Origin of the sequence: Saccharopolyspora rhizosphaerae, assembly GCF_003931915.1 — a bacterium.
Classification (GTDB): Bacteria; Actinomycetota; Actinomycetes; order Mycobacteriales; family Pseudonocardiaceae; genus Saccharopolyspora; species Saccharopolyspora rhizosphaerae.
This window is the reverse complement of the sequence record NZ_RSAA01000002.1, coordinates 44,001-67,871: the sequence shown is the minus strand read 5'-3', so window position 1 is coordinate 67,871 and position 23,871 is coordinate 44,001. Positions and strand designations below refer to the sequence as shown.

At 71.5% G+C, this 23,871-nt stretch carries 22 protein-coding genes and 1 riboswitch; of the genes, 11 read left to right on the top strand and 11 right to left on the bottom strand.

Annotated features, from left to right (window positions below; all coding sequences use genetic code 11):
- Window positions 1–10: 10 nt before the first annotated feature.
- Genes larC through larE form a run of 3 tightly spaced genes read right to left on the bottom strand, consistent with a single transcriptional unit; the run spans window position 11 to window position 2,621 of the window.
- Entirely contained in the window at window positions 11–1,147 is a 1,137-nt protein-coding gene (larC, locus tag EIL87_RS02660) for a nickel pincer cofactor biosynthesis protein LarC (RefSeq protein WP_125088528.1), read from the bottom strand.
- Window positions 1,144–1,806: a nickel pincer cofactor biosynthesis protein LarB gene (gene larB / locus EIL87_RS02655; RefSeq protein ID WP_125088527.1), complete on the bottom strand. Its 663-nt coding sequence runs from the start codon at window positions 1,804–1,806 to the stop codon at window positions 1,144–1,146. Before larB ends, larC begins: the two co-directional genes overlap by 4 nt.
- Entirely contained in the window at window positions 1,803–2,621 is an 819-nt protein-coding gene (larE, locus tag EIL87_RS02650; RefSeq protein ID WP_233575972.1) for an ATP-dependent sacrificial sulfur transferase LarE, read from the bottom strand. The genes larB and larE overlap by 4 nt, the downstream gene beginning before the upstream one ends.
- Before the next feature lie 242 nt (window positions 2,622–2,863).
- On the opposite strand from larE, the gene EIL87_RS02645 reads away from it, so the two are divergent.
- On the top strand, window positions 2,864–4,408 hold the full coding sequence (locus EIL87_RS02645) for a helicase HerA-like domain-containing protein (RefSeq protein ID WP_125088525.1): 1,545 nt from the start codon (window positions 2,864–2,866) through the stop codon (window positions 4,406–4,408).
- A gap of 38 nt (window positions 4,409–4,446) precedes the next feature.
- Window positions 4,447–4,561: riboswitch (TPP riboswitch) on the top strand.
- Window positions 4,552–5,874: a purine-cytosine permease family protein gene (locus EIL87_RS02640; protein ID WP_125088524.1), complete on the top strand. Its 1,323-nt coding sequence runs from the start codon at window positions 4,552–4,554 to the stop codon at window positions 5,872–5,874. Its footprint overlaps the riboswitch before it by 10 nt.
- A gap of 65 nt (window positions 5,875–5,939) precedes the next feature.
- Here the strand turns inward: EIL87_RS02640 and EIL87_RS02635 are convergent, their stop codons facing one another.
- The 3 genes from EIL87_RS02635 to EIL87_RS02625 are packed head-to-tail and all read right to left on the bottom strand — an operon-like array spanning window position 5,940 to window position 9,851.
- The gene (locus tag EIL87_RS02635; protein WP_125088523.1) at window positions 5,940–6,983 is read right to left on the bottom strand and encodes a family 2 encapsulin nanocompartment cargo protein polyprenyl transferase; all 1,044 of its coding nucleotides are present in this window, start codon (window positions 6,981–6,983) and stop codon (window positions 5,940–5,942) included.
- 17 nt (window positions 6,984–7,000) lie between these two features.
- The gene (locus tag EIL87_RS02630; RefSeq protein ID WP_233575971.1) at window positions 7,001–8,380 is read right to left on the bottom strand and encodes a family 2B encapsulin nanocompartment shell protein; all 1,380 of its coding nucleotides are present in this window, start codon (window positions 8,378–8,380) and stop codon (window positions 7,001–7,003) included.
- Between the two features lie 58 nt (window positions 8,381–8,438).
- Window positions 8,439–9,851: a family 2B encapsulin nanocompartment shell protein gene (locus EIL87_RS02625; RefSeq protein ID WP_125088522.1), complete on the bottom strand. Its 1,413-nt coding sequence runs from the start codon at window positions 9,849–9,851 to the stop codon at window positions 8,439–8,441.
- Between the two features lie 561 nt (window positions 9,852–10,412).
- Between EIL87_RS02625 and EIL87_RS02620 the strand changes: the two genes are divergently transcribed.
- The 4 genes from EIL87_RS02620 (at window position 10,413) to EIL87_RS02605 (ending at window position 13,276) form a co-directional block, all read left to right on the top strand.
- Window positions 10,413–10,691: a helix-turn-helix domain-containing protein gene (locus EIL87_RS02620; RefSeq protein ID WP_125088521.1), complete on the top strand. Its 279-nt coding sequence runs from the start codon at window positions 10,413–10,415 to the stop codon at window positions 10,689–10,691.
- Complete coding sequence (locus EIL87_RS02615; RefSeq protein WP_125088520.1) at window positions 10,688–11,455, top strand: bestrophin-like domain; 768 nt, start codon at window positions 10,688–10,690, stop codon at window positions 11,453–11,455. The genes EIL87_RS02620 and EIL87_RS02615 overlap by 4 nt, the downstream gene beginning before the upstream one ends.
- Entirely contained in the window at window positions 11,425–12,549 is a 1,125-nt protein-coding gene (locus tag EIL87_RS02610) for a DUF6923 family protein (RefSeq protein WP_158628569.1), read from the top strand. The genes EIL87_RS02615 and EIL87_RS02610 overlap by 31 nt, the downstream gene beginning before the upstream one ends.
- A 64-nt stretch (window positions 12,550–12,613) precedes the next feature.
- A complete protein-coding gene (locus EIL87_RS02605; protein WP_125088518.1) occupies window positions 12,614–13,276 on the top strand; it encodes a DUF998 domain-containing protein in 663 nt (220 codons plus the stop codon).
- 39 nt (window positions 13,277–13,315) lie between these two features.
- Here EIL87_RS02605 and EIL87_RS02600 read toward each other — a convergent pair whose 3' ends face one another.
- Together EIL87_RS02600 and EIL87_RS02595 are read right to left on the bottom strand one after the other, a co-directional pair.
- Window positions 13,316–13,777 (bottom strand): PPOX class F420-dependent oxidoreductase, encoded by a 462-nt coding sequence (locus EIL87_RS02600; protein WP_407690508.1) that lies wholly within the window; start codon window positions 13,775–13,777, stop codon window positions 13,316–13,318.
- 245 nt (window positions 13,778–14,022) lie between these two features.
- The gene (locus tag EIL87_RS02595) at window positions 14,023–15,231 is read right to left on the bottom strand and encodes an acetyl-CoA C-acetyltransferase (RefSeq protein WP_125088516.1); all 1,209 of its coding nucleotides are present in this window, start codon (window positions 15,229–15,231) and stop codon (window positions 14,023–14,025) included.
- Between the two features lie 196 nt (window positions 15,232–15,427).
- Between EIL87_RS02595 and EIL87_RS02590 the strand changes: the two genes are divergently transcribed.
- Window positions 15,428–16,954, top strand: coding sequence for a 3-hydroxyacyl-CoA dehydrogenase (locus tag EIL87_RS02590; RefSeq protein ID WP_125088515.1), 1,527 nt, complete (start codon window positions 15,428–15,430; stop codon window positions 16,952–16,954).
- Between the two features lie 186 nt (window positions 16,955–17,140).
- On the opposite strand, the gene EIL87_RS02585 is transcribed toward EIL87_RS02590, so the two are convergent.
- Complete coding sequence (locus EIL87_RS02585; protein WP_233575970.1) at window positions 17,141–17,617, bottom strand: MarR family winged helix-turn-helix transcriptional regulator; 477 nt, start codon at window positions 17,615–17,617, stop codon at window positions 17,141–17,143.
- Between the two features lie 133 nt (window positions 17,618–17,750).
- Window positions 17,751–18,386, bottom strand: a complete 636-nt coding sequence (locus tag EIL87_RS02580; RefSeq protein ID WP_125088514.1) for a 4'-phosphopantetheinyl transferase family protein — start codon at window positions 18,384–18,386, stop codon at window positions 17,751–17,753.
- A 272-nt stretch (window positions 18,387–18,658) separates the two neighbouring features.
- Here EIL87_RS02580 and EIL87_RS02575 point away from each other — a divergent pair, with 272 nt between their 5' ends.
- A complete protein-coding gene (locus EIL87_RS02575) occupies window positions 18,659–19,504 on the top strand; it encodes an ABC transporter permease (protein WP_125088513.1) in 846 nt (281 codons plus the stop codon).
- Window positions 19,477–20,196: an ABC transporter ATP-binding protein gene (locus EIL87_RS02570; protein WP_125088512.1), complete on the top strand. Its 720-nt coding sequence runs from the start codon at window positions 19,477–19,479 to the stop codon at window positions 20,194–20,196. Before EIL87_RS02575 ends, EIL87_RS02570 begins: the two co-directional genes overlap by 28 nt.
- On the opposite strand, the gene EIL87_RS02565 is transcribed toward EIL87_RS02570, so the two are convergent.
- On the bottom strand, window positions 20,097–21,737 hold the full coding sequence (locus EIL87_RS02565) for an FUSC family protein (protein ID WP_125088511.1): 1,641 nt from the start codon (window positions 21,735–21,737) through the stop codon (window positions 20,097–20,099). The genes EIL87_RS02570 and EIL87_RS02565 overlap by 100 nt on opposite strands.
- 44 nt (window positions 21,738–21,781) lie before the next feature.
- Between EIL87_RS02565 and EIL87_RS02560 the strand changes: the two genes are divergently transcribed.
- Window positions 21,782–22,267 (top strand): MarR family winged helix-turn-helix transcriptional regulator, encoded by a 486-nt coding sequence (locus EIL87_RS02560; protein ID WP_125088510.1) that lies wholly within the window; start codon window positions 21,782–21,784, stop codon window positions 22,265–22,267.
- Between the two features lie 162 nt (window positions 22,268–22,429).
- Entirely contained in the window at window positions 22,430–23,701 is a 1,272-nt protein-coding gene (locus EIL87_RS02555) for a glycosyltransferase family 87 protein (RefSeq protein ID WP_233575969.1), read from the top strand.
- Window positions 23,702–23,871 lie beyond the last annotated feature (170 nt).

Below are 23,871 nucleotides of genomic sequence, written 5' to 3'. Positions count from 1 at the left end.
TGGCCGTGAGTCAGTCGCGCACGGCTCGCAGCGCCAGTTCGGCGACAGTGCGCAGCGGGAGGCCGAGGGCGTCGGCCGCAGCAGCGACGTCGTCGTGCTCGGGTTTGCTGCGGTGCGGACCGTGCTTGACGCGGACCTGGTGCCCGCGCACGTCGACGGTCGTGGTGTGCCTGGGCAACGCGGTGCGTTGGACCTCGTGCCTGCGGACACCGAGGGTGCCGGTCTCGGCCAGGACGACCTCGGTCAGCGCCGCCTCGGCGGCGGAGGTGCACAGCACGTGCAGGACGTGGGCCGGACGCGACTTCTTCATCGTCGCCGGACTCGTCCACGCGTCGGCCGCACCCGCGTCGAGCAGCCTGTCCACCACGTGTCCCAGCGTTTCGCCGGTGACGTCGTCGACGGTGCACTCCACCACGACCATCGTGCTGGACTCCGACCGCGGCGAGCCCAGCGAGGCCGACAGCACGTTCGGGCGTTGCGGGAACCGCTTGGCGCCCGCGCCGTAGGCGGTCGCGCCGAGCGTCATCGCCGGAGGCGGGGTGAACCGGGTGCCCATGGCCGCGACGAGCGCGGCACCGGTCGGGGTCACCGTCTCCCCGGCGAGGTCAGCGCCGACCACCGCAGCACCCTTCAGCAGCCGCAGCGTCGCGGGCGCGGGGGCGGGGAGCTCCCCGTGCGCGCAGCGGACCGTGCCTGATCCCAGGGTGATCGGAGCCGAGTGCACCGCGGTGACCGACAGCGCGTGCAGCGCTGCCGCCACGCCGACGGTGTCCACGATGGTGTCCAGTCCGCCGACCTCGTGCAGGTGCACTTCGGCCGGATCCCGGTCGTGCAGCGCACCTTCCACCCGAGCGATCGCTTCCAGGGCCGAAACCGCCATTGCCGCAACGGGTTCCGGATGAGCTCGGGAAGCGAGCTCGATGAGCTCCGCGGCGTGGCGTTCCGGGGCGTCGTCGTCGACGGCGACGGCCGCCCGGGTCGCCGCGATCCCGTCCACCTGCACCTGCTCGGTGCTCAGCGACCACCCCGTCAGCCCGGTGGACTCGATGGCCGCCCGCACCCGCTCCAGCGGGGCGCCGAGCCCGAGCAGCGCGCCCAGGAGCATGTCGCCGGAGAGCCCCGTGGCGGGGTTGAGCCAGACGATCATCGCCGTGCCACCGCGGCCAGGCGGTGCGCGGCCATCGCCGCCGAGAAACCCGAGTCGATGTTGACGACGGTCAGCCCGGCGGCGCACGAGGTGAGCATCGCCAGCAGCGCGGTCACGCCCTCCAGCGAGGCGCCGTAGCCGGTCGAGGTCGGCACCGCGATGACCGGGCAGGACACCAGCCCGCCGACGGCGCTGGCCAGCGCGCCTTCCATGCCCGCGACGACGATCACCGCATCGGCCTGCCGCAAGTCCTCCTCCGCCGCCAGCAGGCGGTGGATGCCGGCCACACCGACGTCGCGCACCACGTGCGTGCGCAGGCCGATCGCCGAGGCGACCGCCTCGGCTTCGGAGGCGACCGGCCAGTCCGAGGTGCCGGCCGTGGCCACGCACACCTGGAAACCCCGGTCGGCCGCGGGACGCCACGCGAGCAGCCGTGCCGTCTCGTCGTAGCTGCCGCCCGGCACGTCCACCGCCGCCGCGACCTCGGGCTCCACCCGCGTGACCAGCACGGGCCCGGTGCTGCGGGCCAGCAGTTCGGTGACGATGCCGGTGATCTCCTCCGGCCGCTTGCCCGGACCGTAGACCACCTCGGGCAGACCCTGGCGGGCCTCCCGGTCGGTGTCGACGCGGGCGTAGCCGAGGTCGGTGAAACCCTTCACGACGCGGTCCGGGTGGGCAGCAGCTCCAGCAGCACGTTCATCCGGCCGCTGGAGAACCCGGCCATGTCCAGCGCGCAGAAGTCGAACCCGGCGTCGCGGGCCGCGGCGTCGAGCTCGGCGTGGTGCGCTGCGGCCCGGTCGATGTCCTCCGCCGGCACCTCCAGCCGCGCCACCGTGCCCTGCCCGTGCGCGCGGACCCGGCAGACCGGGAAGCCCAGCTCGTGGATGGCGGCCTCGGCCTGCTCGACCCGGGCCAGCACCTCCGGGGTCACCGGATCGCCGTAGGCGACCCGCGACGCGAGGCAGGCAGCCGCCGGCTTGTCCGCAGTGGACAGTCCGAGCGCGGTGCTGGCCTCCCGGACCTCCTCCTTGGTCAGCTCGGCGTCGACCATCGGCGCGACCGCACCGCGCTGCGCCGCCGCGCGCTGGCCGGGACGGTGATCGCCGAGGTCGTCCACATTGGTGCCCAGCGCGATGTTCGCGCCCATGGCCGCCGCCAGCGGTTCCAGCGCGTCGAACAGCGCGGACTTGCAGTGGTAGCAGCGGTTCCCGTCGTTGGCGGCGTACTCGGGGCGGTCGGCCTCGTCGGTGCAGACCTCGACGTGGGCGAAGCCGTGCTCGCGGGCGAAGCGCTTGGCCTGCTTGCGCTCCTCGGCCGCCAGGCTCGGCGAGACCGCGGTGACCGCGAGCATCCGCGAGCCCAGCACCTGGTGCGCCACGACGGCCAGCAGGGCCGAGTCCACACCGCCCGAGAACGCCACGACCAGGGCGTCCTCATTGCCGACACGGGCCCGCAGGCGGTCCAAACCCGTCACGACCTCACTCCTCACGCACGCTCGGTGGACCCCGGTGGTCTGACCAGACTCTAACTCCACCGGGCGAGCGGTCCCATGCCTCCGGAGGAGATATTTCCGGTGGTCAACGAACCTTCCAGCGTCTCGTTCGGGGTGCTAGTGGCGGACGCGCCCACGTGTCCCTCGACCGAGTGGCACTCCCGGGAGCCGCCGTCGGGGCGACCTACCTTCCGAGGGGGACGTGCCGACGGGAGGAGATCGCGGTGACCGACAACAGCGCTGCCCAGCAGATCGCATCCGGCTACCGGACCGGAGGTGCGGCCGTGGACCTCGGGGCGGTGGTCGTCGACGGCGAGGCCGACGCCCAAGCCCAGGTCCGCATCCCGCTGGCCACCCTCAACCGGCACGGGCTGGTCGCGGGCGCCACCGGCACCGGCAAGACCAAGACGCTGCAGCTGCTGGCCGAACAGCTCTCCGAGGCCGGGGTCCCGGTCGTGCTCGCCGATGTCAAGGGCGACCTGTCCGGCCTCGCCCGCCCCGGGGAAACCGGCGACAAGATCACCGCGCGCGCTCAGGACGTCGGAGACGGCTGGCAGCCCACCGCGTACCCCGCGCAGTTCCTGTCGCTGGGCACCAGCGGCCGAGGTGTGCCGATCCGCGCGTCGATCACCAGCTTCGGGCCGCTGCTGCTGTCCAAGGTGCTCGGCCTCAACGCCACCCAGGAATCCACCCTCGGGCTGATCTTCCACTGGGCCGACCAGCGCGGACTCGCGTTGCTCGACACGAAGGACCTGCGCTCGGTCATCCAGTACCTGACCAGCGACGAGGGCAAGGAGGACCTCAAGGGCATCGGTGGCGTCTCGGCGGCCACCGCCGGGGTGATCCTGCGCGCCTTGTCCAACCTCGAAGCCCAGGGCGGCGACGAGTTCTTCGGCGAACCGGAGCTCGACGTGGCCGACCTGCTGCGGCAGGTCGACGGCAAGGGCGTGGTCAACCTGCTCGAGCTCGACGACGTGCAGACCAACCCGGTGCTGTTCTCCACGTTCCTGATGTGGCTGCTGGCCGAGCTGTTCGAGGAGCTGCCCGAGGCGGGTGACCTGGACCGGCCGAAGCTGGTGTTCTTCTTCGACGAGGCGCACCTGCTGTTCGACAACGCCTCCAAGGCGTTCCTGGAGCGCATCGAGCAGACCGTGAAGCTGATCCGCTCCAAGGGCGTGGGCGTGTTCTTCTGCACCCAGCTGCCCACCGACCTGCCCAACCCGGTGCTCTCCCAGCTCGGCGCCCGCGTCCAGCACGCCATCCGCGCGTTCACGCCCGAGGACCAGAAGGCCCTGTCGCGCACGGTGAAGACCTACCCGACCACCGAGCACTACCGGCTCGAAGAGGCCCTGACCTCGCTCGGCACCGGCGAAGCGATCGTGACGGTGCTGTCGGAGACCGGGGCGCCGACGCCGGTGGCCTGGACGCGGCTGCGGCCACCGCGCTCGCTGATGGCGAGCATCGGTGAGGACGCGGTGCGGGAGGCCGCCCGGTCCTCAGACCTGCACGGGAGGTACTCCGAGACGATCGACCGCGAGTCCGCCTACGAGAAGCTCACCGCGAAGGTCGCTCACCCTGCGGCCGAGCCCGGAGGCGAGTCCGGGGCTGAGCCCGGGGGAACGGCTCCGGAGCAGCGCGGAGGCGAGGAGGCGGGGTTGTTCCAGAAGGCCATGGCGAACCCCGCCGTGCGCTCGTTCTTCCGGTCAGCCGCCAGCGCCGCCGGACGCGAGATCACCCGAGGTCTGTTCGGCAACCGCCGGAGGCGCTGAGCGACAGCGCGTCACTCGATCAGGTAAGGTCCTGCCCGACTGATCCACGCGGGAGCTCGGGCGCACCGGGCTGAGAGGGTGGCAACGCACCGCGCCACCGACCGCAGAACCTGTCCGGATAATGCCGGCGTAGGGAGCTGTTGATGGCGCTTGACGTCGAACGTTCCGAAGTTCCGAACACCCTGGACGAACCGGCTCCGAGAACGCTGGGCGTGCTCGACCAGAGCGCGTTCTGGGGCAACCTCGGCGTGAGCCTGCTGGGCTTCAGCGGCGCCCTCGCGGTGCTCGCACCGGCCGGGGTGCCGCAGCTGTCGTTCTTGGCCGCGGTGACGGCGACCCTCGTCGGCACCGTGCTGGGCAGCGTCATGGTCGGCATCGCGGCCATCCCCGGTGCCCGCACCGGTGCTCCGGCGATGATGCTCCTGCGCGGCCTGTTCGGCACCCGCCTGTCCTACATCCCGACCGTGCTCAACATCCTGCAGCTGGTCGGCTGGGGCACCTTCGAGCTGCTGGTGATCGCCCAAGGCGCCGAGGCGCTGTTCGGCGGCGGCCCGCAATGGCTGTACGTGCTGATCGCCGGGGCGCTCACCACGGCCCTGACGTTGCGCCCGCTCGGCGCGCTGCGGTTGCTGCGCCGCTACGTCAGCATCGCCGTGCTCCTCGCGATGGGTTACTTCTTCGTGCAGCTGCTGCGCGAGCCGCTGCCGCCGATGCACGAGGGGTCCTGGGAGGGCTTCTGGCCCGGCGCCGACGCCGCCCTGGCGGTGGCGGTGTCCTGGCTGCCGGTCGCCTCGGACTACTCGCGGCACTCCCGGTCCGTCCGAGGCGCGTTCACCGCCGCCACGGTCGGCTACTCGGTCACCCAGATCGCCTGCTACCTGCTGGGACTGCTCGGCCTGGCGCTGGTCGGGTTCAACGGCGACAAGGCCTTCGACCCGCTGCTGGCGGCGCCGCTCGGCGTGCTGTTCTTCGCGGTCCTGGTCCTGCGGGAGGTCGACCAGTCCTTCGCCGACACCTACTCGACCGCGGTGTCCATCCAGAACCTGCGCCCGCGCACCGACCGCCGCGTGCTGAGCCTGCTCGTCGGAGTGATCAGCACGCTGGCCGCCCTGACGATCGACATCGAGCAGTTCGCCAACTTCCTGCTGCTCATCGGTTCGGTGTTCGTGCCGATGTTCGGCGTGCTGGCGGTGGACTACTTCCACAACGCGCGCAGCCGCGAGTGGGACCTCTCCGACCAGGCGCCCTCGCGGTGGGGGATGCTGCTGGCCTGGACGCTGGGCTTCGCGACGTTCCAGCTGATCAACCCCGGCGAACTGGGGTGGTGGACCACCTTCTGGACCGGCGTCCGCGACGCCGTCGGCGTCACCGTTCCCACCTGGATGAGCGCGGCGCTGACCTCGTTCCTCATCTCCGCGGTGGCGGCCCGCGTCATCGGGCTGATCGCCAGGATCCGGCGTTCCTGAGGCCCGGGGGACGGCTCCAGCCGGGAGGGGCAGCGCGGCTGGAGCCGTCCGTTTCCGGACCGGGATCAGTGATCCCGGCGGGCCACCAGGTGGGCGAGGGCGGCCAGCGACTCGGCCGCGTCGTCGTCCGGGTCCGCCTTGCGGAGGTCCGACAGGGCGGCGGCGAGGAGCTCGTCGGCTTGGGTCTGGCTCCACGCCCTGCCCCCGGCCAGCGTGACGAGCTCCGCGGCCTGGGCCAACTCGCCGCTGATCAGCGGCGAGTCCCGGTAGTAGAGCTTGGCCAGCCGCCTGCCCGCGCTGGTGCCCGAGGTCAGCGCGGAGACCACCGGCAGCGTCTTCTTGCGGGTCCGCAGGTCGGAGAAGACCGGCTTGCCCGTCGTCGCCGGATCGCCCCAGATCCCCAGCAGGTCGTCGACGTGCTGGAAGGCCAGGCCCAGCCGTTCACCGAAGCTGCGCATCCTGGTGATCTGCTCGGAGTTGCCGCCGCCGTGGAGCGCGCCGAGCGCGCACGCGCAACCCAGCAGCGCTCCGGTCTTCTCGCGGGCCATGCGCTGGCACTGCGCGACGTCGACGTCGGCGCGCGTCTCGAACTCCAGGTCCGAGTTCTGCCCGTCGATGAGACCGAGCACCGCGCCGCTGAGCATCCGCACCGCGCTCGCCGCCTCCGAGTGCTGCGACGAGGCGAGCACGTCGGCCGCCAGCGACAGCAACGCGTCGCCGGCCAGGATCGCCGTGGCGTTGCCGAACACCGTCCACGTCGTGGGTCGATGTCGTCGCGTGACATCGCCGTCCATCACGTCGTCGTGCAGCAGCGAGAAGTTGTGCACCAGCTCCACCGCCACCGCCGCCGGCACCGCGTCGGCGGCATCACCCCCGACCGACGAGGCGCTCAGCAGCACCAACGTCGGCCGCAGCGCCTTGCCCCGGTCGGCGCGCACCGGGTTGCCGCGCTCGTCGAGCCAGCCCAGGTGGTAACCGGCGACCTGCCGCATCCGGTCCGGCAGCCGGTCCACGGCCGCCCGCAGAGCGGGCTCGACCATGGTCCTGCTGGTGGTGAGCGCCTCGAAGGCCTGTCCGGCCCGGTTCGCGTCCTGCTGCAACGTGGTCATCTGCGCGATCCCTTCGCTCAGCGGGTGGTTTCGACGTTCTCCAGGACGCCGAGCGCGTCCGGGACCAGGACGGCGGCCGAGAAGTAGGCGCTGACCAGGTAGGAGATGACCGCCTGTTCGTTGATCCCCGAGAACCGCACGGAGATCCCGGGTTCGAGCTCCTCGGAGATGCCGGTCTGGCGCAGGCCCACCACGCCGTGGTCGTCCTCGCCGGTGCGCATGCACAGGATCGAAGTCGTCCCCTTGCCGCTGATCGGGATCTTGTCGGTCGGCAGGATCGGCACCCCGCGCCAGGCCTGCACGACCTGCCCCTGCACCTCGGTGGTCTGCGGGTACAGGCCGCGGCGGGTGCACTCCCGGCCGAACGCGGCGATCGCGCGCGGGTGGGCGAGGAAGAACCGCGACTTGCGCCGCCGTGAGAGCAGCTCGTCGAGGTCTTCCGGTGTCGGCGGGCCGGCGCGGGTGTGCAAGCGTTGCTGGAGGTCGGCGCTGTGCAGCAGTCCGAAGTCCCGGTTGGTGAGCAGTTCGCGCTCCTGACGTTCGCGCAGGGCGTCGACGGTGAGCCGGAGCTGCTGCTCGGTCTGGTTCATCGGCTGGTTGTAGAGGTCGGCGACGCGGCTGTGCACCCGCAGCACGGTCTGGGCGACGCTGAGCTCGTACTCGCGGGGTTCGAGCTCGTAGTCGACGAACGTGCCCGGGAGCGCGACCTCGCCGGAATGCCCTGAGGACAGCGCGATGTCGGCCTCACCGCGCTTGTTGGTCGGGGGAGCGGCGGAGGCGTACTCGGCGGCCACGTGCGCCCGCAGCTCGTCGAACTGCCGGGTGACCTCGTGCAGGGCCGCGCGGTCCAGCGCGAGGACGATGCACGGGGTGACGGCGCGGTAGGTGCTGTCCCACGTGGACTGCGCCGTGGCCAGCACCTGCGAGCCGAAGAACGCGCCACCCGCCAGGGTGTCGACGACGGTGTCGTGCCCGTACTCGCCCGCGCCGACCTCCTCGACCTTGCCGTGGGCGATCAGCACGACCTCGGTCGCCGGCTCACCGGCCACCGAGATCAGCTGACCCGGTTCGTAGTGCCGTTGCACGAACCGCTCGGCGAGCGCGACCAGCGCGGAGTCGTCGTCGAAGCCGCGTAGCAGCGGCAGTTCGGTGAGCTCGCGCGGGATGACCCGCACCTGGTCGCCGGTGTTGGTGAAGGTGATCCGGCCGTCGCCGGAGGCGTAGGTCAGCCGCCGGTTGACCCGGTAGGTGCCGGCGTCGATGTCGACCCAGGGCAGCATCCGCAGCAACCACCGCGGGCTCCTGCCCTGCATCTGGGGTGGGGTCTTGGTGGTGGTCGACAGCTTGCGCGCAGCCGCGGTGCTCAGGCTCAGAGCGGGCGGCTCGGTCGAGGTCACGGTGGTTCAACTCCTCTGGTCGGGACGAGGAGGGCCGGCGGTCGACCGGCCCGCGCGCTCAGCTCTCGCGGCCCACTTCGACGTGCTCGAGGACGCCGAGCGCGTCCGGGACCAGCACCGCAGCCGAGTAGTAGGCGCTCACCAGGTAGGAGATGACGGCTTGTTGGTTGATGCCCATGAACCGCACGGACAGCCCGGGCCGGTGCTCGTCGGGCAGGCCGGTCTGGTGCAGGCCGATGACGCCCTGGTTCTGCTCGCCGAGCCGCATCAGCATCACCGAGCTGGTGCGCTTGTCGCTGACGCGGAGCTTGTCGCACGGCAGGATCGGCACGCCCCGCCACGCCGGGACCTGGTGCCCGCCGAGGTCGATGCTCTGCGGGTACAGGCCGCGCTTGCTGCACTCCCGCCCGAACGCGGCGATGGTGCGCGGGTGCGCCAGGAAGCAGCCCGGGTCCTTCCACACCAGCGCCAGCAGCTCGTCGAGGTCGTCCGGGGTGGGCGGCCCGGTGCGGGTGGGGATGCGCTGGCGGAGGTCGGCGTTGTGCAGCAGCCCGAACTCCCGGTTGTTGACCAGTTCGTTCTCCTGGCGTTCGCGCAGTGCTTCGATGGTGAGCCGGAGCTGTTGGTCGGTCTGGTCCATCGGCTGGTTGTAGAGGTCGGCGACGCGGCTGTGCACCCGCAGCACGGTCTGGGCGACGCTGAGCTCGTACTCGCGCGGCGAGAGCTCGTAGTCGACGAACGTGCCGGTCAGCGCGGGTTCGCCGGAGTGGCCCGAGGCGATGTCGATGTCGGCCTCGCCGTGCGGGTTGTGCGGGCGGCTCGGCCCGGCCAGGGCCTGCCGGACGTGCTCGCGCAGTGACTCCGAGGAGCCGTTGAGCTCCTGGAACGTCTGCCGGTTCAGCGACAGCACGGTGCAGGGAGTCACGGCCTTGTAGCTGGCCTCCCACTCCCCGGTCTCGCCGGCCAGCACGTGCGCGCCGAAGTACTGGCCGTCGGCGAGCACCTCCAGAGCGGTCTGGTCGCCGTACTCGCCGGTGCCGATCTTGTTGACCTTGCCGTGCGCGATCAGCACCACTTCCTCGGCCGGGTCGCCGGAGTGGGCGATCACCTCGCCCGGCTCGAACTGGCGCTGCACGAACCGGTCCGCCAACGCGCGCAACGCCGCCTCGTCGTCGAAGCCGCGCAGCAGCGGGAGTTCTCGCAACTCCTGGGGGATGACGCGGACGTCCGCGCCGGTGTTGCTGAAGGTGATCCTGCCGTCCCCGAGCGTGTAGCTCAGCCGCCGGTTCACCCGGTACACGCCGCCGGCCGCTTGCACCCACGGCAGCATCCGCAGCAGCCACCGCGAGGTGATCCCCTGCATCTGCGGGACCGACTTGGTCGTGGTCGCCAGGTTGCGGGCCGCGGCCGTGCTCAGGCTCAGCTGGGCCGCCTCGGTGTCGACGGGGTTGGTCGGATCGGTCGCAGTCACAGGGGGAACCACCAATCGTAGTGCTGGAAAAGCTTCGACGGGGTCGACTCGAACGCGAGTGGAAAGGAGGATTCGACGATTGTCGTCGGAAATGGGGAAAGGGGCAGAAGAAATTGTTGGCTGCGCCGGAACGGTCGCGTTGGCGTCGTTTCCGATCGGAACGCTAGCACCACCGCCGCTCGGCCGTACAGTCACCCGAAAGTGCTGAACGGACCAATACGCGGTGGTCAGCGCAGGGGGAGCGGCATGATCACCTGATCTTCCCCTTGCGCGGCTGAGTGTGTCGTGAAACGTCTCTCACGTCCGAAGTTTCCGGAATTCTGCTCAGTCGGGTGGCGTAGTGCGAGGCGCGCGAGGGGTCATTCAGGGCAGTGCTGCTCCATCGGGGCGACGCAGATGTGAACTCGAATTCCACGAATCGGGTTATCCATTTCTGAGGGGTCTGCGGCGTATTGTTCGGGAAGTGGTTCGGCCGGGCGTTTTCCGGATTCGATCGGAATCCGTGAAGGTCCATCAGGGTCGGCGAACCGGTCAGCTGAATTCTCCAGGAGGCGATTTCGCGTGAAGTGGAACCTGCGGTTGGTTGCGGCGCAGCGCGGTATCTGGAAGGCCACCGACCTGCAGCGGAGATTCGCCGAGCACGGCCTGGTGATCTCCGCCGGGAAGATGTCCGGCCTGTGGTCGAAGACCCCCGCGAGCCTGAAGCTGGAAGACCTCGACGTCATCTGCCAGGTGCTCGACTGCGAAGTCGGCGAGCTGCTGGAGCCGGAAGCTCCACGGGTGCCCGCCCCGCGACGACCCGACTCCGGGCGGGAGACCGCGGCGGGGGTCGCGGAGTGAACCTGGTCCTCACCGGGGCCCTCTGGGTGCTCGGTGCTGCGGTCGGGGCTGCGCTGATCGGCTACCTGGTGCGCAGGATCGGGCAGGACGAGGGCAGGCCGAGCAACAACGACGCCGCCGGGCAGGTGTTCACCATCGTCAGCGGGCTGCAGGCCGTCGTCCTCGCGTTCGTGCTCGTGACGCTGTTCGACGCCGTCACCGATGCGCGCAAGGGTGCCTTCGACGAAGCGAAGGGCCTGATCTCGGTGTCCTGGGCGGTGGAGTCGTTGCCCGGTCCGGCGGCCGCGGAGGTCCGCGAGCACGGCGCGCACTACCTCCAGGTGGTGGTGCGCGACGAGTGGCCGGCGATGCGGCGCGGCGAACCCGTCGGCGGCATGGGCTGGCACCACCTGGACCGGATCCGGGCGTCGGTGCTCGGCGCACAGGCCGACGGCGAGTTCGAGGAGGGCCGCAAGGCCAACGCCCTGGACGCGCTCGACGAGGTCTACGCCGAGCGGCACGAACGCCTCACGCGCGCCGTCGACCGAGGGGTGGTGGCGGTCGTCTGGTTCGTGCTCGTCGTCGGCAGCCTGGCGTGCGTGCTGCTGCCCAACCTCTTCGGCGGCACGCGGTTGTTCCCGCACATCGTGCTCGTGTCCACGCTGGCCGGTGCGCTGGCGCTGTTGCTGTTCGCCATCTTCCAGCTGCAGAACCCGTTCAGCGGTGGGTCCCGCATCGAACCGGAGGCGTTCCAGTGGGCGCTCGACCGCCTCGAGCGGCACTAGCCGTGCTCCTCGCCCTGCTGGCGGGCGGGGTGTCCCCGGCGGCCGACGCTGCCCCGGCGTGCGAGGCGCTGCAGGTCCGCACCGAGGCCGGCAGGTCGGTGCTGCACCGGGTGCGGTTGCCCGACTTCGCCGGCACGCGCGTCGGGGTGCTGCCGCACCGGGTGAACGCGCTTGGCTACTCGCCCGAGCAGGGCTGGGCCTACGGCATCGCCGAGGGCTTCGACGACGGCGGGCACGTCGTCGCGCTGCGACCGGAGGATCCGCCGCTGGACCTCGGCCCGGTCATCGCCGGACGCGGTGACACCCCGTGGAACGTCCTCGACCACCCCACTGCCGGAGCGGTCCGCGGAAACCGCTGGTACGTCGGGGAGGGAGACCGCTTGTACACAGTGGACATCGATCCGGGAAGCCCGACCTACCGGCACGTGCTCTCGTCGATCGCGCTGGAGGAGCGGCACGGTCCGTTCTCCCTCGACGACTTCGACGTCGGCCCGGACGGCTTCCTCCGCGGCGTCGCCCAGACCTACACCGGAACCCCCGCGGTCGTGCGGCTCGACCTGAGCACCGGGGTCGCCGAGCCGGTGCTGTGGCTGCCGACCCTGCCGCCCGACAGCTACGGTTCGGTCGTGATCGACCCGGACGGAGCGCTGCACTTCACGGCGAACCGCGGCGGTGGGGTGTACCGGGTCGAGGCGGACGGTCAGCTGGTGGAACTGGCCGAGCTGGCGCCGACTTCCAGCTCCGACGCCGCCGGTTGCCTGCGGCGAACGCCGCCGCCACCACCACGTCCGCCGCCTCCGCTGCCACCGCCGCCGCCCACCGGGGCCTCGGAGCCGGCACCTCCGACCACCTCCTCGGTCCCCCCGGAACCGGCGGAGGTCCCGTCGCCGACCGCGAGTCCCACCCGGGCGCCGGTGCCGCCGCCCGTCGAGCCCACTCCGGAGTCTGAGAAGCGTTCCCCCGCAGTGGAACCCGAGGAAGCGGAGGTGGACGAGGCGGAGCACTCCACCGAGGAGAAGCGGCGGTGGGCGGTGGCCGGGCTGGTGCTGCTCATCGGCGGCAGCGCCGCAGTCCGCAGGCTGGGACGCGGGTGATCCGGACGCCCCGGAAGGTGACTACCACGAGCTCACTCCTGCAGCGCCCGCTAGGCTGCCGCGCATGTTGCAGGCTCGGGATGAGCGGACCCTGCTCCGCTGCGGTACCGCGGGCGCGGTGCTGTTCGTGGCAGCGTCCCTGGTCATCGGTTCGCTGCGGTCAGGACACGATCCGCTCAGCCACCCGGTGAGTTCACTGGCCACCGGTGCCCTCGGGTGGGCGCAAGCGGTGAACTCCGGGACGAGCGGTGTGCTCATCGCCAGCTTCGCCTTCGGTGTGCGGTGCGCGCTGCTGCGGTTGGGCGGTGGCTGGTGGGTCCCCGGTCTGGTGATCGCCGTGGGGATCGGCCTCATCGGCGCCGGCTTCTCCCCGCCCGACCCGTCCGGTGGAGCGTCGGTGGTCACCGCGGGCGGAATCCTCCACCAGGTGTTCTCCGTGGTGGTGCAGCTCGGGCTGCCTGCCGCCAGCTGGGTGCTCGGCCGGTTGTTGTGGGCCACCGAGGAGCCGTGGTGGGCCGCTTACTGCTACGCCACCACCGCGGTCGCCGTCGCGTGCCTCGCGCTCGCGTCGCTCGGCTTCCTCGGGTGGTCCGACCTCGAGCCCTACGCCGGGTTGTACCAGCGCACCGCCCTGGGGGCCGGGTTCGGCTGGCTGCTCGTGATCTCGCTGTTCCTGCGGAGCGCGCGGTTCTCCCGCGCCTTCCAGGTTCGCGTCCGGACCGCCTGACGTCCCGCCCGCGCGGAGCGTGGACGCCAGGCGGTCGGCTCAGTCCTGGGCCAGCCGGGGCGGGAAGCCGCCGGTGGCGATCGGGCCCCAGCTCTCGATGGTGATCCTGATCAACGACTTGTCCTGGCGGACCATGGCCTCCCGGTACTCGTCCCAGTCGGGGTGCTCGCCGGAGATGCACCGGAAGTACTCCACCAAGCCCTCGAGCGCATCGGGCATGTCCAGCACCTCGGCCGTGCCGTCGACCTGCACCCACGGGCCGTTGAACTCGTCCGAGAGCACGCATGCCGACGCCTGCGGGTCGCGGCGCAGGTTGCGCGTCTTCGCCCGCTCCGGGTAGGTCGAGATGACCAGGCGACCTGCGGTGTCGACACCGCAGGTCAGCGGCGACATCTGCGGCCTCCCGTCGGAGCGGGTGGTCACCAGGACCGCCTTGTGCCTCGGCCGCACGAACTCCAGCAGCCCCTCGCGGTCGACCCTGTCAGCGGTGGCGATCGCCATGAACAGCTCCTCGGAACAGATCGCTGAGAACGTCGCCCAGCCTAGAGCCTCCGGTCATGGGCCGCTCCGCTCGGCGGTGCCCGAGGAAGCCCCTGGAAAGGAGCGCAGTGCCGCCCTGGTGCACGGCCCGTGCGCGGCGTGCTCGCCACGAAGGCGCGCGGACCTGGAGCGGTGACCGCTGTCCCGCGCCTGGAGAACGGGCTCCGCGTCCGAGCCGCGGAGCCGCGCTGTTCCTCCTCTGTGGACTAGACGCGCTCGAAGAGTGCTGCCAGGCCTTGGCCGCCGCCGATGCACATCGTCTCCAGGCCGTAGCGGGCCTCCCGGCGCTGCATCTCGCGGGCGAGGGTCGCCAGGATGCGGCCGCCGGTGGCGCCCACCGGGTGCCCCAGCGAGATGCCCGAGCCGTTGACGTTGAGCCGGTCGAAGTCGGCGGGCTTGAACTCCCACTCCCGGGTGCAGGCCAGGACCTGCGCGGCGAACGCCTCGTTGAGCTCGATCAGGTCCACCTCGGACAGGCTCACCCCGGCGCGCTGCAGCGCCGTGGCCGTCGCGGGCACCGGGCCGATGCCCATGGTGCGCGGCGGAACCCCGGCGCGGGCCCACGACACCAGCTTCACCAGCGGGCGCAGACCGAGCTCGGCGGCCTTCTCCGGGGTGGTCACCACGCAGATCGCCGCGGCGTCGTTCTGACCGCTGGCGTTGCCCGCCGTCACGGTCGCTTCCGGGTCGTCCTTGCCGAGCACCGGCTTGAGCCCGGACAGCTGTTCCAGGGTGGTGTCCGGGCGCGGGTGCTCGTCGTTGTCGACGACCACGTCGCCCTTGCGGGAGCGCACCGTCACCGGCACCAGTTCGTCGTCGAAGCGCCCGGCCTGCTGGGCCTCGGCGGCGCGCTGCTGGGAGCGCAGCGCCAGCTCGTCCTGCTCCTCGCGCGGGATCCCGTACTCGCGGCGCAGGTTCTCCGCGGTCTCCAGCATGCCGCCCGGAACCGGGTGGTCCTTCCCGCCGGCGGTCGTGCGGCCCCGTGCCAGCGAATCGTGCAGCTGCAGCCCGTTGCCGCGCACGCCCCAGCGGGCTTCGGTGGTGTAGAACGGCGCGCTGCTCATGGCTTCCGCGCCACCAGCGAGCACCACGTCGCTGACCCCGGTCTGCACCTGCATCGCCGCGTCGACCACGGCCTGCAGGCCCGAGCCGCAGCGCCGGTCGATCTGGGAGCCGCCGACCTCCACCGGCAGGCCTGCGTCCAGCGCGGCGACCCGGCCGATCGCCGGGGCGTCGGAGGTGGGGTAGCAGTGGCCGAGGACAACCTCGTCGATGGCGTCACCGGGCAGCCCGGTGCGCTCCAGCAGCCCCCGGATGGCGGTTGCGGCCAGCTCCACCGCCGGCACCGTCTTGAACACCCCGCCGAACCGGCCGATCGGGGTCCGCAGCGGCTCGCAGATCACCGCTTCGCGCATCGCTTGCTCCTTCGCGTTGGCACGCCGCCGTTCCTGACGTCGTCTTTTTCGTTGGTAGCACAGCCGCGGCGCGGACCGTAAGCTGCGGCGATTATGTGGAGGATCGTCTCACCGGGGAGGCAATTCGGTATTGGACCCTCTCGGCGAGGCGTGCGAAGCTGATCGCAACAGGTGTGCGCCAACGGAGGAGTCGACCATGCTGCCGGGTGAGTGGGCGGAGCGCGTGACGACCGTGCGGATGATCGGCACCGGCGTCATGGGACGCGGCATCGCCCAGATCTGCGCCGCCGCGGGCATCACCGTGCAGCTCGCCGACGCGCGGCCGGACGCCGTGGAGTCCGCGGTCACCGAGATCGGCCGGATGTACGACAAGCTGGTCGGCAAGGGCCGGATGAGCGCCGAGGACGCCGAGGCCGCGAGCGGGCGCCTCGTCCCGCTCTCGGACGCGCTGGACCCGGCCGAGTGCGACCTGGTCGTCGAGGCGGTCCGCGAAGACCTCGAGACCAAGCGCGAGCTGTTCGCGAAGCTCGAACGCGCGTTGTCGCAGCACGCCGTGTTCGCCACGAACACCAGCTCGTTGCAGGTCACCTCGATCGCCACCGCGCTGCAGGACCCGAGCCGCCTGGCCGGCCTGCACTTCTTCAACCCGGTGCCGCTGATGCGGCTGGTGGAGGTCGTCCCCGGCGCCCGCACCGCCGCGCACCTGCCCGACGCGCTCGCCGAGCTGGTCCGCAGGCTTGGCCACACCCCGGTGCGGGCCACCGACACCCCGGGCTTCCTGGTCAACCACGCCGGGCGCGGGCTGGTCACCGAAGCGCTGCAGATCCTCAGCGAAGACCTGGCAGCACCGGAGGACGTCGACCGCGTCGCGCGCGACATGCTGGGGCTGCGGATGGGCCCGTTCGAGCTGATGGACCTCACGGGCTTGGACGTCACCCACCCCGCGATGGAGAGCATCTTCCACGGCTACTACGGCGATCCGCGACTGCGCCCGTCGCCGATCACCCGCTCCCGCTTGGAGGCCGGACTGCTCGGCCGCAAGACGGGGGAGGGCTTCTACCGCTACGAGGACGGCGTCAAGCAGGAACGGACCGAACCCGCCGCGCCCGAGCCGACCAGCCGACCCGTGTGGTCCGACGACGCCGCGCTGCTCGACTCGCTGGCCGACGCGGGGATCCCGGTCGAGCGCGAGGACGAACCGAGCTCGGCGGCGGTCGTGCTGCTCACGCCCTACGGGCACAGCGCAGCCTCGGCCGCGCTGTCGGCGCAACTGCCGGCGGAGCTCGTCTGCGGCGTCGACCCGCTGAGCACCGCCACCCGCTGCACGCTCACCGTGCACCCGGCCACCGACCGGGACGTGGCGCGCGCGGCGTGGGCGGCGCTGGCCGCCACCGGGCGCGCGGTGACCATCGTGCGCGACGCGCCGGGCATGATCGCCCAGCGGCTGCTCGCGTCGATCGTCAACACCAGCTGCTTCATCGCCGAGCAGCGCCTCGCCACGCCGGCCGACATCGACACCGCGGTGCGCCTCGCGCTGGCCTACCCGCGAGGCCCGCTGGAGTGGGGCCAGCAGGTCGGGGTGCGCCGCGTCCTCACCGTCCTGCGGGCGCTGCACTCGGCCACCGGGGACCCGCGGTACCGGCCCAGCCGCTGGCTCGTCGAACGCGCCGACCTGGGCTTGGCGCTGGACGAAGCAGGGACCGCGGTCGCCGACGTGCTCTAGAGGTTCTGCGACGCACCGCTCAGCGGTGTGGGTAGCAGGAACCCTCGGCTGGGGAGAGCGCAGGGACTCCGTGCCCCCCCGACTCCCTGCCCCCTGGCTCCGCGAGCGTCGCCAACGCGGCGTCCCGGTGTGGTCTCCGCGGAGCCGCTCCGCGCCTACGGGTGCGCCGCGTTCTTCACCAGGCCCTCAGTCCTGCGGGGTGTTGGCTTCGCGGAGGGTGCGCATGGCCTGGGCGAGCGCTTCGGAGTCGGTCTTGCCGAGCGGGGCCAGCACGTGTTCGCGCAGGACCCGGGCGCAGGTGGTCCGAGCGCGGTTGGCAACGTCGAGACCGTGCTCGGTGAGCTCGGCGTAGGTCACCCGGCGGTCGGTCTCGCTGGGCACGCGGCGGATCAGGTCGGCCTTCGCCAACCGGTCGGCGACCTTGGTGAACCCGCCACTGCTCAAGGCCGCCTCGCGGGCGAGCTTGGTCATCGGCATCCGGTGGTCGGGTGAGCGCACCAGCCGGAGCAGGATGTCGAACGAAGCCATGGGCAGCCCGTACCCGTCCATGATCGCGGTCGCCAGCTTGTCGGCCGTGACGTGGTACCCCTCGATGACCAAGCCCCACCAGGTGACGATCTCGTCGTCGCCGACGGTGCTGTCCGGGCTGATCGCCTCGTTCAACGCATTGCTCCTTCACTGCGGATCCGAGAGATCCATGTTACACGAAGACATTTTCTTGAAAATCGTTTGTAGGTAAGGCAATCCACTCCCCCGGGCCGGTCGCGCCCGGCGGAGGCGCGGAAGGGCGCCCGCCTCATCCCTGCAGCGCGATGGCCGAGAGCACGAGTCCGTCGCGGGCCAGCCAGCGGCCGGTGAACCCGGTGAGACCCGCGGCGCTCTTGTGCAGCCGCGCGGAGAAGGTGCCCGCGCCGAACTCCAGCGTCGCGTCCTCGAAGCCGAGCCACTCGCCGGTGACCGGGTACCACGTCTTGTAGATCGATTCCTTGCAGCTGAACAGGATTCGGTCCCAGCACGTGCCCGGGTCGCGTGCGGCGAGCTCGGCGAGGTGCTCGCGTTCCTCGGGGCGGGACACCACGTCGAGCACCCCGCCGGGCAGCGGTTGGTGCTCCTCGGCGTCGATGCCCACCGAACGCACCTCGCGGCTGCGCGCCACGGCCGCGCCGCGGTAGCCGGCGCAGTGCGTGATGCTGCCGACGACCTCCGAGGGCCATCGTGGAGCGCCGCGCTCGCCGCGCAACAGCGGCACCGGCTCGACCCCCAACGCCCGCATCGCGCGGTGCGCGCACCAGCGGCCGCTGGTGAACTCGCGGCGTCGCTTGGCGACCGCGGTGGCGATCTCCTCCGCCTCGGCGTCGAACAGCTCCGCCTCGGGCGGGTCGTCGAAGGTCTCGGCGGTGGCCACCTCGACGGGCACGAGCTCCTCGATCACCCCGACAACCTAGCTCATCTGGTCGCTGACCAGGCAGGACGCCCCCTGGTCCCATTCCGTGGAGCGCCGTTTACACAGCGCGCAGCCCGGTCTAGCGTGATCGCCATGATCCCGTCGGTGCCACTGACGATCCGGGGCTACGTGGACTACTCCCGCGTGTCCTCGGCGCTGTGTCGCGCCTGACCTCTTCTCACCCGCTCTTCCTCGCGCCACCGTCCTGAGCCGTCTCCGGTGGCCGTCTCCGCATGTCCGCTCACGTTCGTGGAGCCCTCATGACCACACACCTGACACCCGTGCCGACGGACGACCGCATCGCCGTCACCACGGTGCGGACCCGCTCCGCGCGGCGCGAACCTCGCGTCCCGCGCTGGGTCCTCAAGCTGTTCAGCCCCCTCGCACTGGTGGCGCTGTGGCAGACGCTCAGCGCCGCCGGAGTGCTCAGCGAGGACACCCTCGCCTCCCCGGCCACCGTCGTGGCGACCGGCGGGGAGATGTTCGCCGAAGGGCGCCTGCAGGAGGCCATCGCGGTCTCGCTCCAGCGCGTCGGCGGCGGCCTGGTCATCGGCGTCGTCGCCGCCACCGTGCTGGCGACCCTCTCCGGGTTGTTCCGGCGCGGCGAGGACCTCATCGACGCGCCGATGCAGATGCTGCGCACCGTGCCGGTGATCGGCCTGATCCCCCTGCTGATCATCTGGTTGGGCATCGGCGAGGAGCCCAAGATCGTGCTGATCGCCCTCGCGGTGACCTTCCCGCTGTACATGAACATCTACGGCGGCATCCGCAACGTCGACGCCGGGCTCGTCGAAGCGGCCAAGACGCTGGGGCTGGGGCCGCTGGCGCAGGTGCGGCACGTCATCCTGCCCGCCGCGATGCCCAACGCCCTGGTGGGCTTGCGCTACGCGCTCGGATCGGCCTGGCTGGCGCTGGTGTTCGGCGAGACGATCAACGCCACCGCCGGCATCGGCTACGAGATGAACACCGCGCGCGAGTTCTTCCAGACCGACGTCATCGTCGTCTGCCTCGTGCTCTACGCCCTGCTCGGCCTCGTCGCCGACTTCGTCGTCCGTGGATTGGAAAGGGTGGTGCTGGCGTGGCGACCGGCCTTCAGCGGGAAGTGAGCACGAAACCGGCGGTCGTCCGGGGGCTTTCACGCCGCTTCGGTGACCGGACCGTCCTCGACGGGCTCGACCTGGACATCGAGCCCGGCCAGTTCGTCGCGCTGCTGGGACCGAGCGGGTGCGGCAAGTCGACGCTGTTGCGCATCCTCGCCGACCTCGACCAGGAGGTCACCGGGGAGGTCGAGGTCGCCCAGCGCCGCGCGGTGGCCTTCCAGGCGCCGCGGCTGATGCCCTGGAAGCGCGTGTGGCACAACGTGGTCCTCGGTCTGCCCGGTCGTCCCGACAAGCAGCGGGCCGTGGCCGCCTTGGAGGAGGTCGGCCTCGGTCACCGGGTGGACGTCTGGCCGAAGGTGCTCTCCGGTGGTGAGGCGCAACGGACCTCGCTGGCGCGCGCGCTGGTCCGCGAGCCGGACCTGCTGCTGCTCGACGAGCCGTTCTCGGCGCTGGACGCGCTCACCCGGCTCAAGGCGCAGCAGCTGGTCGGGGAGCTGTGGAAGCGTCACGGCTGCGCGATCCTGCTGGTGACCCACGACGTCGAGGAAGCGCTGCTGCTCGCCGACCGCGTGCTGGTGATGGATGAAGGCCGCATCGGCTACGACCGCGTGCTCGACCTGCCCCGTCCGCGCGAGGTCGGTGACCCCGAGTTCGTGTCGCTGCGCGCCGAGCTGCTGGCCCGGCTCGGCGTCGGATGAGCGAGGTCCGCCACCACTGGACGTGAACCGGTGGTGGCGGCGAGCAGCCGGTAGGCCTCGTGCTCGGTGTCGAGCACCTCCTGGTCGCCGTGGGGCGGGCCCAGCGGTTCCCCCGCGGCGACCAGGTGCGCGTCCCGCAACGCGAACACCGCCCGCAGCAGCCCGTTGCGCGCGTCGGGGTCGGTGGGGGAGGAGCGGAGGTCCTGCGTGGCGCGGCGGCAGTCCTCCAACGCCCGGCGCAACCGCGCTCGCGCCTGCCCGTTGGTCAGCACCAGGCAGATCGCGACCCCGAGCAGCGCCCCGAACAGCGTCATCGCGACCCGCTCGGCGACCAGGTGGAAGTGGTCGGCGGGGTGGCCGAGCGCCGCCAGGCACAAGGCCAACGGCGTCGCGAAGGTCAGGCCGAGACCGTAGTTGGCCATCACCACCAGCTCTGCCGCGATCTGGCAGATGACGACCACCAGGAGGAGCCCGACCGGCGACGGGTCGGTCGCGAAGATCCCCAGAGCCAGCAGACCTCCCGCGACCGTGCCCCCGCTGCGTTGCAGGGCGCGCTGCCAGGTGGTCGCGGTGTTGTGCGACTGCAGCACCGAGCTGACCGAGACCACCGCCCAGTAGGCGTGGTCGAGCTGGAAGGTCGAGGCGATCAGGCCGGTGACCACTGAGGCCACCACCATGCGCGCCGCGTTGGTGCGGAACGCCCGCAGCCGGGCGCGCTCCGCCGGGACCGGGCGCGGCGGTGTCCGGTCGTGCACCGGGGTCGCGATGCTGCCCCAGCGCAGCCGCCTGCCCACCGCGCGCAACTCGTCGGCCTCCTCGGCCGGGTGGTGCAGCAGGTGGACCGCGTGCGCGAGGTGCCCGCGCAGCCGGGCCACCGCACGTCCTTCCCGCTCGTGCAACGCGGTCAGCGCCTGGTGCACCGACGCGTGCGCGCGGCGGCGCGACGCGGCGCTGGGTGCCTTGAGGTGGTCGGCGACCGCCAGCAGCGCTCGGGCCGTGGCCAGCCGGTGCGGCCCGGTCGGGTGCAGCAGTGCGCCCAGCATGCTGATCAGGAACGACAGCGCGGCCGAGGCGGCGGCGGCCGCGACCGCGGCGGTGAAACCGTCCCAGGTCTGCGGTGAGTAGGCGGCCGCGCCGGCGGCGAAGACGAACATCAGCCCGCCGGGTGGCCCCAGCCGGAGCACGTCGGCGAGGAGCTTCGACAGCGTCGCCACCGCGGCCAGGACCAGGACCTTGACCACCCCTCCGGCGTCGGCCGCCGCGGCCACCGCCCCGGCGGCCACGCTCGCCGTCAGGCCCACCGCTACGACCGGCAGCAGCCGAGCCCGGCGCGCGTAGGTGTCGACGCGGCAGTACAGCGAGGTGAAGGCGCCCAGCGCCGCGAACGGAGCCAGCTCCAGAAGCCCCGAGGCCAGCAGCGCCAGGATCGGCACCGCGTAGGACACGCCGACCCGCAGTGCCGGCACCAGCACGCCTCCGTGCATCCGCGTGATCCGCAGGGCGTCCCGGGTGCGCAAGGTCTGGAGCAATGAACCATTCACGCGTAAAATGTTACAAGGTGTTTTACCCGTGAAGGAGTGTGGCCGTGGACGTCGTCGGGCGGATCCGCGATCAGTGGCGCGAGCACTACCCCGAGCTGGACCTCGCTCCGATCGAGGTGATCGGGCGGGTGCGCAGGCTCGCGGCGCTGACCAACCAGCTGGACGACGAGGTCCTCGACGAGCTGCGGCTGTCCCGGATGGAGTTCGAAGTCCTCAGCGCGTTGCGCCGGGCAGGCGGCGGGCTGCGCCCCAGCCAGCTGACCAAGGAGACGCTGTCGTCCGGAGCGGCCACCACCAAGCGGCTCGCGCGGCTGGAGGAGGAGGGCCTCATCACCCGCAGCACCTCGGCGCGCGACCGGCGCGAGGTCGACGTGCGGCTCACCGACCGCGGTCGGTCGGTCATCGACCGCGCCTTCCCGGCCCAGTTGGAGCGCGAGCGGGCGCTGCTCGGCCCGCTCTCCGACGACGAGGTTGCCCAGCTGGGTGAACTGCTCGCGAAGGTCCTGGATCCGATCGACCTGGGTGGTTGAACCTCCGGTTCTTCCCGGCGAGGCGAGTGCTGGTTCACGCGTCCCGTGGGTTAAGGTTTTCCGGCTTTCACCGGGGGAATTCCCTGCGGCTCGGCGAACCGGGTGTGATCGAGCGATCACGCAGGCGAGTGCCCGGTGCCCGCTCGGACGAGAGGACACAGGGTGGCCACGGTACGGATCGGCTCCGTTCCTGCTCTGAACCTCGGCGGTCTGCCCGACCGCCTGCGCGCCTTCGTGGTCGCGAACTCACGCGCGATCACGCTGCTGTGCGTTCCGCTGGTGCTGGCCGCGCTCGGCCTGCTGCTGCTGACGCCCCGCGCAGGCATCGGCGAGGAGTCGGCCATCGACTACCAGGTCTACCGCTGGGCCGTGCACACCTGGCTCTCCGGCGGCGACATCATGAACACCGCGCCGACGGTGAGCATCGGTCGTGTCCTGCCCTGGGTGTACCCGCCGTTCGCGCTCGCGCCGTTGGCGCCGCTGGCGCTGCTGCCCTTCAGCGTCGGGCTGGTGGTGCTCTACCTGCTGGACCTGCTGGCCATCGGTGGCTCGCTGTACCTGGTCCTGCGGCGGCTGTGGCCGGCCGTCGGCGCACGCGGTGCCGTGGCCGTGGCCATGGCATTGCTGCCGCTGACGCTGTTCCTGGAGCCGGTCTACTCCTCGTTCGGCCTCGGGCAGGTCAACATCCTGCTGATGGGCATGGTGCTGGCCGACTGCCTGGCCGAATCACCCCGTTGGCCGCGCGGAACGCTCATCGGGATCGCCGCCGCCATCAAGCTCACCCCGGCCGCGTTCGTGCTGTTCCTCGTCGTGCGCAGGGACTACCGAGCCGCGGTCGTCGCCGTGGCCACCGCGGGTCTCGCGACGCTCTCCGGCTTCGCGCTGAACTTCTCCGCGGCCGTGGATTACTGGTTCGGCAAGGGGCCTGCGCACGGGGTCAGCGGATCGGCCTTCCACACCAACCAATCCATCATGGGTGCGCTGTCGCGTTTCGAAATGCCCGCCCTGGCCCAGAACGCGCTGTGGTTGGTGCTGTCGGTCAGCGTGACGGTGGCCGTCCTCTTCGTGTTCCGACGGGTGGAACCGACGCTCGCCGTGTCGGCGAACGCGCTGCTGGCGCTGTTGATCTCGCCCACGTCGTGGTCGGACCACTGGGTGTGGTGCGCGCCAGGACTGCTGGTGCTGCTCGGCTACGCGGTCCGTCGGCGCAGCACGGGCTGGTTGGTGACGGCGGGGTGGACGCTGGTCACCGTGCTCGCGGCGGCGTTCAACTGGATGCCCAGCGGGCCTCCGTGGGACGTGGTGGCGCACCTGTTCGGCAACCCCTACGCCGTGCTGGGACTGCTCCTCGTCCTGCTCCTGGTGCGTCACGTCCGTCACGAACGGGTGCGCGTCGCGCAGCCGGCTCCTCTTCCGGAACCAGCGGGTGTGTGAAAAGCCGTTCACATCCGGGTGATTCTGCCTCCGCGCGCACAGACGGTGCGGCGGCGATGACGCAGGGGCGTGGTTCTGAACCGAATCCGAAGGGCGTGAGCTGCGACGCGGGCACCATTCGGTGCTGCGCAAGAAGATCGTGAACAACGCCACGGAAGATCGCCAGCTGT